Below are 9,841 nucleotides of genomic sequence, written 5' to 3'. Positions count from 1 at the left end.
GGCATTTTTTAGGTTCACCAAAAAGGTTTCGTCTTCCTCTATGTTGCGATCGCCTTTGACGGGCACTTTAATTTCTTTGCTGGTTTCCCCCGGCCGCAATGTGAGCTGACCCCGGGTGCGGGTGTAGTCGTTCGCTTTGGCGGTTCCGTTTTTCGTGGCATAGTTGACCCTCACCCTCTCATCGCTCGGGCGATCCATACTGACGGTAAATACCGCGTCCTGAGTGCCGCTGTTCCCTTCCTCGATGCTGACATCGCCGATGGATATCTGGGGTAAATCGTCGTTGGCGATATTAATTTTAGCTGTTCTAGATTTGTCGAGTTTACCGTTAACTGCATTGTTCAGTTTGAGCAATAGCAATTCATCTTTTTCGGGGGCGATATCCCCCAAAATTTCCACTGGTATAGTTTGGCTAATTTCCCCGGGGGAAAAAGTCAAAGTCCCCGTCGGCGAACTGACATTATAATCCTCTCCCCGGGTGGCTTGGCGATCGACGATCGCATAATCAACCGTCACCGTCTGGGTGCTGGCTTCGCTCAACTTCACGGCATATTCCAGGGTTTGGATCGTCCGCTCTCCCATCGGGTCGAGATCCCCCTCTGGGACGGTGGTTTCCGTTTCTTCAAACCCCAGCAGCGGTTCAAACGGTCGCGCCCTCATGTTCAGATTGTATGGGGTCTGATTGCCCTCAATTTTCAAGTAGTAGGTGCCGGGATTTAACGTTTCGCTCGTCGAGAAAGGTTTCCGAGTCTTTCGTTCTAAAATCGGCTCTGCGATCAAGTTTCCCAGGTCGTCCGCCGAAAACAACTGGGCTTCCAGCAGGCCGTTAATTTGATTTATTTTTAAGTCAAAGTCGCTCTTTCCTTCCAGTTCAAAACTGTAAAAGTCGGTCGAGTCTTCTACGCCGAGTTTGGTAAAGCCAATCCTATCTCTGTTGCGGAAATTTTCGAGAACGCCGAGGGATTCTGCCGTTGACGGGGTGCGATCGGGGTCGAGTTCCCTCACCGATTGTGCTTCGAGATCTAACTGATATGTCGTACCGCCCCTGCGGCGTGCGGGAACCACGCTCACAAAGTAATCTCCCGGTTCCAATTCTTCGGTAATTTCCTCTGCTTTCGCCCCCCCTTTGCGGCTCCTCGCCTTTTCATTTAATTCGCTATCGAAGAGATATACGTCGGCGTTGGCGGTGAGTCCGTCTAGCTTCAGGTTGAAGCCGCTGGTTTCGTCGATGCTAAACTGATAAAAATCGTTGTTGTCTTTGAAACTACCTTCTCTAAAACCGATTTGATTGCGCTCTAAAATTCGGTCTTGCGCGTCGAGGCTACCGAGTTGTTTGGCTTTTTGCCGGTTGGAATAGTCGTCTTCGGCGAGATTGGCGCTGAGGCGGAGTTTGTATTTCGTTCGATCTTGATTATTAGGGAAGACGCGGATGTAATAAGTACCCGGCCCTAAGACTTCTTGGATCTGTTCAGAATTGTTGCGGCCTTTCGTACTGCTGTCTTGGACTGTACCCGCACTATCGAGCAATTCTAGGTTGGCATTGGCTGTTAATTCATCAAGTGTGATGTTAATATCGCCTTTTTCCAGCAGTGTGAAGCTGTAGTAATCGTTGAGATCGCGGTTATCTGAGCCACCGAATCCAATTTTATCTTTTTTAGTGAAGGTTTTCTGGGTGGTCGGATCGTTGGCATCCAAGGCTTTGGTGGGGTCGATCGCTACCTCTGCTAAAGGTTGTCCCGGAATGTCCCCATCCTCATCTTTAATGTCGGGATCTACGAACAAATTAAGATTGTATTTAGTTCGGTTATTGCCCACTTTTTTAACCCGGACGAAATAATCGCCAGCGTCCAAAATGGGATTGAGTTCGTCAATGGCAGTGCCACGGTTGTCAGAACTGAAGATGCGGACGATGTTCTGGTCGGCATCGAAGCCGTAGAGTTCCAAATCGGCATTGGCAGTCTCGGGATTGAGGGTGACGTTTAATTGGCTCTCTTCTTCGATGGTAAACTTATAATAATCCGATTCATCAGTGTTGTTACCGGAACCGAAACCGATGCGATCTGATCTCCGTTTTCGGGACTTGAGTATTCCCCAGTCTTTCCCCGGCAGTTGGTCGTCGGCTTCTCCGAAAGGTTGGGCCGTGGCGCTGAGGATGTATTCGGTGCGATCGCTCGAAAATGGTTTCACCCGAATGTAATATGTATCCGGGTCTAAAATCACGTTAATATTTTCGAGTTGCTGACCCGAATTATTGGAGTTAAATAGCAGGCTTCCCGTGCCATCCAATAACTCTAAATCTGCATTTTGCTTGAGTCCACCCAGGTTGATGTTGACATCTCGCTGGTTCTTGAGGGTAAATTTATAGTAGTCATTTTGGTCGCGAATGCCATCGACTTCAAACCCAATTTCGTTGGGGAACTGTTTCTGCTCTTTTGATAAGATTAATCGTTTTGCTTGGGCTAAAGTTCCATAATCTTCGTTCCCGAGTAAAGCGTTGAGGCTGAGGCGATATTCGGTGCGATCGCTCCCAAAAGGAACGACTTTCAGGAAGTAAGTCCCGGCCTCTAGGGGCCGGTCAATTTTCTCCGGTTCCAGACCGGTTTTGTTGCCCTGGTCGAGAATCGTTTCCCGATCGCCGTCATACAAAAAGACATCGGCATTTTGTGTCAGACTATCCAGGTCGAGGTTGAAGTTTCCCTCCTTTCTCAAGGTAAATTTAAACCAGTCTTCTTCGTCCCTTCTCTTGCCTTTAGAAAACCCCACTTGGTCGGATCTTGTTTTTGGATCTTCGCCGATCGCTCCCAGGTTAATGATTTTCTGTTTTTGAGGGTCGAATGGCATGATAATTTCTCCGGTCGTAACAGCTTTTTCACCGGGTTGGATGGCCCGTGAAAAGGTAGGGGGCGCGATCGCGCCCCCTACCGCCAGGTTTGACCCCAAAAAGGGGGCGGGTATTTTGCCAGTCCCGGGACGGTCGCGGGTCTGTTCCTACCCCCGACCGTTTCCCGAAAACTAAGCGGAAACGCTCAGGTCGTAAGGCGTTTGACTGCCTTGGCCCAAAACTTTGACGACGTAGGTATCGGGACTCAAGAACGTTTGAATCTCCTCGCTACTGGTGCCGGAATTGGTGGAACTGCCCAGCAGTTCCCGTCCTTTGCTGTCGTACAGTTCCAGGTTGGCATTGCCGCTCAAGCCGTCGAGGGTAATGTTGACGAAACCGCCGGTGTCTAAAACAAAGTTGTAATAGTCATGGGTGTCAACTTTGCCCCCTTCCGTAAAGCCGATCAGACCGCCTTTGGTGAGGGGATCGTCTCCCGCGGTACCTAGGTCGATTCCCGGTGCGGTGTCGTCGGCGACTTCCGTGATGGCACCGGCGCTCATGTTCAGATCGTAGCTGGTCTTGGCTGCTCCCTTGGGCAAAACCCGCAGATAATAGTCGCCCCCATTCAAGGTTTCGTTGATATTTTCGTTGAGGCTTCCCCCTTTGGCAGAACGCTGGAGCAGGGTGCGACCGTCGCTGTCGATTAACTCGAGGTCGGCGTTGGCTTTCAGGTTTGTCAGGTTGATGTCAACGGTACTTTCCTTGGTTAAGGTGAACTTGCGGTAGTCGTTGACATCGCGATAACCGCTTTCTCGGAAGCCGATGGAGTCGCTGTCGCTGTAGTCACCCAGGACGCCGATATCGTTGACATTTTCGGGTGGCCGGCCGCCGTCCGGGTCGGTGAGTTCCTCCATGCCACCGCCAACTTTGAGGGTGTAATTCCCGCGAGCGCTGCCTTGGGGTTCGACCCGGATGTAGTAGGTGCCCCGTTCCAAGTCTTCTTCGATGTTTTCGTCTGCCTTGCCACCGTTGCGAGAGCTGTAAAGCACACTATCCGAACTGTCGCGCAGTTCCAGATTGATATTGGCGCTCAGGTTTTCCAGGCTGATGCTGACTCGCTTCTCTTCGCTGAGGCTAAAACCGTAGTAGTCCACCTGGTCGCGGCTGCTGCCGTTGCCGAAGCCGACCGTATCGATCTTGCTGTAATCTTCCGCGAGTTCCCCGATGTCGGTGTACAAAGAACTTCCGGGTATCGGACCGCCATCTGTGTCGGCTGCGTCGCTGCTGGCAAAAATATCCAGCAAATAGGGAGTTTTCGCAGTCCCCTGGGGTTCGACTTCCAGGAAATAGGTGCCGGGTTCTAGAGTGTCACTAATCTCGTCCTCTTGGCGACCAGGGTTCGTCGAGTCGCGCAACAGGGTTCCATTGCTCTCGTACAAGGTGATGTTGGCATCCCCCCGCAGTTGGCTCAGGGTAATATCAACATCGCTTTCTTCGCCGACAGTGAAGATGTAGCGATCGATGGTGTTGCGGATACCGCTGGAGGTAAAACCGATGCGGTTATTATTGCTGTAGCCGTCATCGAGGGAGAGCAGGTCGCCGACCTCGAACTCATCAACGGGATCGACATCCCCGGTATTGACCGTCAGGCGATAATCGCTGCGGGCGTTGCCCTTGGGCAAGACCTTGACGTAATAAGTGCCGGCGTCCAAAAAGGTGTTGATATTTTCGTTTTTCCGGCCCCTTTCATTGGCTCGATTCATCACGCTCGTGCCATCGTCCTCGTACAGGATCATGTCGATGTTCTGCCGCAGGCGCCCGAGGTCGATGCTGACGGAGCCATCTTCGGTGAGTTCAAAGCGGGTCCAGTCTTCTTGGTCCCGACCGGAACGCCCCTCGGTGCGGCCCATTTCGTTGTTGAAGACCTTTTTCTCATCATCGGCGATCGCGCCGAAATCGTAGGCTTCTTCCGGGGTAGGATAGTCGTCAACGTAGGGCAGAGCCGCCGTGATACCCAACCGGTAGTTGCTCCGGGCATCGCCGTTGGGGGTGACTTTGACGGTGTAGGTTCCGGCTTCGAGGCCCTCCAACTCCAGCTTTTCGGCTTTGCGACCTTTGTTGTTGCCCTCCTCGACCAACTCCTCGCCATCTTCGTCGTAAATCGCGACGTTCAGATCGGCTCTCAGTCGGTCCAGGGTCAGGTTGACATCGCTTTCTTCCGAGAGGGTGAAGCTGTACCAGTCCACGGTGTTGCGGGAGTTGGCCGTGGCACGACCGACATCATCGCTGGCGCGGACGGGGTTCCCTTCGCTCACTTCCCCGAGAAAGATGCCCGGCGGGGTATCCGGGTATTCGATGAAGGGGCTCGCACTCAAGCCCAGGCGATAGTCCGTCCGGGCGTTGCCTTTGGGGAAAACCCGCACGTAATAATCGCCGGACTCGAAAACTTCGCTGATCTTTTCGGCTCGGCGACGGTCGTTGAAGGACTGGAACAGGACGGTTTCGCCGTCTTTGTCCAAGATTTCCACGTCGGCGTTGCCCTTGAGTTGGTCGAGGGTGAGGAAAAATTCGCTCTTTCCGGCGACGCTGAATTTGAAGTAGTCTTGTTCGTCCCGGTTCTTGCCCCGGCCGAAGCCAATTTCGTTAATTTCGCTGACTTCTTCCGAGCCGATGACGCCCAGGTCTTTGGCCGTGGCGGTGGAGTCGATTTCGTCCGTGAGGGCTTCGGCGCTGACGGCCAGGCGATATCGGGTGCGATCGCTCCCCTCGGGATACACTCGGATATAGTAGGTGCCGCTTTCTAAGTTTTCGGTAATCTCCTCCCGCCTGCGGTTGGCTTCGGTAGAGTTAAATAGCACCGTACTGCCATCGGCATCGAGAATCTCCACGTCGGCGTTGCGCTTGAGTTGGTCGAGGGTGAGGTTCACCTCGCACTCGGCGCTGAGGGTGAATTTATACAGATCTTGCAAGTCGCGGTAGCCGCCCTCGATAAAGCCGATTTCGTCGGTGTTGCGGTATTTTGTTTTCCCCTTGCTGAGGTCGCCAATATTAATTTCGTCCTCAACAACCCGATCTGGGAGGTCAAGGGGTTTGACGTTGACCGTGGTTTCGCCGTATCCCAAAACCTCCAAGGACAGGCTATCTTTTCGGGTCGTCAGATCTGTGGTTCCGAGTTCCACCTCAAAGGTCCGACTTTCCCCACCTTTAACGTCTGTATACTGCACCGGGTTGATGCTTTGAACGTAGCCAAACTCATCGCTCTGAGCGACCATCGTCAAATCGCTCAACACTTTTTCCAAGCCGCTGGTTACGACTTCAACTAAGTTGGAGCTATCCCGACTCAAGGTTTCGACCGTCCCAAATCCCAGTTCATCGACGAGTTGTTCGTAGGTTCGGGTCTGGTCGCCGGTGACGGCAAAAATCGGCACGATACCGGCTTCTTGTAACGCCGCCTTGACTTGGTTGATACCCGGGTAATCTTCTCCGGTCCCTGCCGGGTCGCCATCGAGGACGATATCGCCGTTATTGGCGGTGATGATACCTGCCGATTTTCCATCTCCGGCTTGATGGTAGTCGGCATCTGTGGAGAGAACCACGACCCGACGGGAGTTATTGCGGTAGCCCACCTCTTTTTCCCGGAGGGCCACCTGCATCAGTCCCTCGAGTTGAGCCTCCGGCAGGTCCATACCATTGCCGATTTTCAAACCATTCATCGCCGTCTGGAAATCGGGGAGCGAGTCGGTTACGGCTTGTTCGGTACGGTATACATAATCGCCGAAGTCACCCAAGGGATATTGGGGTTTGTCGATGAAGGAAGCCAGGCCAAATTGACTGTCGGGTTGAATGTCTCGAACTTCGGAAACCAAGTCCGGAATCAAATCCCGCAACACCGGCAAGTCATCCCGAAACGAACCGGACAAATCGGAGAGAAAAACCAGGTCGAGTTGGGACCGGGTTGACCTTCTCGGCACGGTTGCCGTAATGTCAAATTTAACGTTATCTCCGGGGACGATGGTGACATCTACAACGTCGGGATTTAACCCTCTTGCGCGATCAACGATGTTGGTTATACTGCTTTTTTTGTCGCTCATAATTTTCTCCGTTCGGTAAGTTGTGAACCCACAATTTTGGGGTCTTTTCTCGCGGATATTACCTCCTAAAAATCGAGAAAAAGCTCTAAAAAATAAATCTTGATCTCGGTTTTATAGGAGGGTTTATTGTCAGCCGAGAGAAACCTTAGAAAAAGCTAATTGTGTAATCCGTCTGGCTGCTGCCCACGGCATAAACCCGCAGGTAATAGTCGCCGGCATCCAAACTCGATGAAATGATTTCGCTGTCGCTGCCGGAGTTGGAAGAAGAAAAGAGCGGGCTACCGCTGTCATCCAACAGTTCCAAGTTGGCATTCTGCTTCAGATCGCCCAGAATGATCTGGACATCATCGGCTTCGTCGAGGGTGAATTTATAGTAGTCGCTTTCGTCGGCCACTCCGTCTTCAGTGAAGCCGATTTCGCCACTTTGAGTGAGCGGATCGCCACCCAAGTCCGTAGCCGTTTGCAGGGTGCCGTCGGGGTCTTCTCCGATAATCGGATCGTCGTCGATGGGCTCGTCGTCGATGGGTTCGTCGTCGATGGGTTCGTCGTCGATGGGTTCGTCGTCGGCGGGCTCGGCGTTCATGGTCAGGAAATAGCCGGTTTTGGCGTTGCCGACGGGGAAGACTTGGGCGGTGTAGTCCCCGGCTTCGAGAGTTCCGGTCAGAAATTCTGGGGCTCGGCCGGGGTTGAAACCGGTCAGAACCATTTCGCCCTCGCTATCGAGCACCATCACGTTGGCATCCCGCCGGATTTCGTCGAGGGTGAGGGTGAAGTCGCTTTTGGCATCCAAGCTGAAGTTGTAGGAGTCGGTGGTGTTCCGGCTTCCCCCCCGGCCGAAGCCGATTTTCTCCCGTTCTTTGTACTCGTTATTTTTCAAGTCGCCCAAAGAACCGACTTCAAAAACTTCAGTGCCTCCACCAGCCGCCTCGGTTTCTATACCCAGACGATACCGGGTCTCGGCGTTGCCGACGGGCAGGACTCGCAAGTGGTAATCACCGGGTTCCAAGACTTGGCCGATGAGTTCTTCGCTGCGTCCCTTTTCCCGGGAAACGTAAACGGGTCTGCCCCTTTTGTCTTCCGGGTCGAAAACGCCCCTGTACACTGCCAGGTTGACGTTTTGGGTGATTTGGTCGAGGGTGGCGGCGAAGTCGGTGTTCTCGCTGAGGGTGAAGTTGTAGACATCTAACTCGTTGCGAACGCCACTCCGTTCCTGGCCGACGTTGTCGTTGTTGCTCGTTTCTGCGACACTGCTCAGGTCGCTGAGCTCGAAGACGTCATAGTTATCGATGGGTTCCTCGGCGCTCAGGCTGAGGCGATAGTCGGTGTTGCCGCTGCCTTTGGCGACGACTTTGACGTAATAGGTGCCAGCATCGAAGGTTTCGTTGATGGCTTCCGACCTCCGGCCTTCTCTTTTGGATCGGTGGAGCATTTCGCCGTCGCCGTCGTAAATCTCGGCATCTGCCGCGTTGACCCGCAGTTCGTCCAAGGTCAAATCGACGTTTTTCTCGGCGCTGAGGGTGAATTTGTACCAGTCGGCTTGATCTCGGAAGCGATCGCCCGTCAAGGTCCCGACACTCTCTTTTTCGTTGACCGGGTCGGGTTCCAACTCGCCCAAGTCTTTGGCTGTTTCCAATGTCGGGGCGTCATCCACATCGATCTGGGCGTCGAGTTCCAGTCGGTAGTTGGTCTTGGCCGCACCTTTGGGGCGCACTTGGATCGCATAGTCCCCCTCTTCTAAGAACTCGCTCAGGGTTTCCGGTTTGTTGCCCTTGGTGCGAGAGCGGGCCATGAGGGAGCCGAGTTTTCCACTTTTGCCCTTGCTGGGATCGTATTCGTACAGGAACAGATCGGCATCGCGCTCGAGTTGGTCTAGGTCGGCGTAGAAGGAGGCGTCTTGGCTCACCTCAAAGCTGTAGTAGTCCTTTTGGTTGCGCCGCTTCCCCCGACCGAAACCGATGTCCTCGACCATGACAAAGGGCTCTTCGGTAGCGGTCAGATCTCCGACCTCGGTGCCGGGGAGTTCTTCGGGGGGCAGCACTTCGTCGGCGCTCAAGTCCAGGCGATATTGGGTTCGGGCTGAACCTCGGGGCGACACCCGCACCACGTAATCGCCTTGGTTCAAGATGGCGTTTATTGTTTCTTCCTGCCGCCCGCGCTCCATGGATTGCCAGAGGACGGTTTCTCCATCGCCGTCTAAGATTTCGACGTTGGCATCTCGTCTGAGCTGGTCGAGCTTGAGGCTGACATCGCTATTTTCCTCTAAGCTAAAGCTGAAATAGTCGTTTTCGTCCCGTCCGTCGCCCTGGGTGAAACCAATTTCATCGCTGACTTCGATGGATTCTCCCAGGGGGTCGAGGATTCCCAGGTCAGTACCGGGAGCCTTGCCGTCGGTGTCGGTGATGGGATCGGCATTGAGACTCAGCCGATAGTCCGTTTGCGATCGCCCTTGTTGCAGCACCCGCACGAAGTAGGTTCCGGGTTCGAGGTCGGTATCGATGGTTTCCCGTCGCCGGCCCGGTTCGTTGGACCGAAACATGACCGAACCGTCGCTATCTAAGATTTGGACGTTGGCGTTGTCTTCGAGATTGTCGAGGGTCAAGTTGAAGTCACTTTCCTCTTCAATCGTGAATTGGTAGTAGTCGTTGCGTTCGCGTCTGCCATCTTCTCTAAAACCGATGCGATCGTTCGTTTCCGTCGGTTCTAGTCCGATGACACCTATATTTAACGCATCTTCTATGGTGTCGTATGCCATAATTAATTTTTTTCTCCCGAATTTTGACCATAAAATACCACCACATTGCCCCGGAAATTCAGTCGCCATTTAACTGATCTGCCGCGTGGAAAAGTCTCAAATTTGAAGAACTACAAAAAATAGGGACAGCCGGCACTTTCGGATCACAACTGCTGAGGAACGGTTGAACTGATAGTC

General features: G+C 53.3%; 3 protein-coding genes. All 3 read right to left on the bottom strand.

Annotated elements, in window-relative coordinates; genetic code table 11:
* On the bottom strand, positions 1-2,841 hold a 2,841-nt coding region (locus LKE08_RS19465), incomplete at its 3' end, for a pre-peptidase C-terminal domain-containing protein (RefSeq protein ID WP_324705914.1).
* 171 nt (positions 2,842-3,012) lie between these two features.
* Positions 3,013-6,912, bottom strand: coding sequence for a pre-peptidase C-terminal domain-containing protein (locus LKE08_RS19460; protein ID WP_324705913.1), 3,900 nt, complete (start codon positions 6,910-6,912; stop codon positions 3,013-3,015).
* Positions 6,913-7,057: 145 nt separating this feature from the next.
* Positions 7,058-9,664, bottom strand: a complete 2,607-nt coding sequence (locus LKE08_RS19455) for a PPC domain-containing protein (RefSeq protein ID WP_324705912.1) — start codon at positions 9,662-9,664, stop codon at positions 7,058-7,060.
* Between the last annotated feature and the right edge of the window lie 177 nt (positions 9,665-9,841).

The organism is Lyngbya sp. CCY1209, from assembly GCF_035615495.1.
Lineage (GTDB): Bacteria > Cyanobacteriota > Cyanobacteriia > Cyanobacteriales > Microcoleaceae > Limnospira.
The sequence above is the reverse complement of the archived record's forward strand: the minus strand, read 5'-3'. Positions and strand labels throughout refer to the sequence as shown.

Bases quoted from the DNA above. Each gene is read 5' to 3' on its own strand.
- LKE08_RS19460 (WP_324705913.1), bottom strand. From the start codon at position 6,912: ATGAGCGACAAAAAAAGCAGTATAACCAACATCGTTGATCGCGCAAGA.
- LKE08_RS19455 (WP_324705912.1), bottom strand. From the start codon at position 9,664: ATGGCATACGACACCATAGAAGATGCGTTAAATATAGGTGTCATCGGA.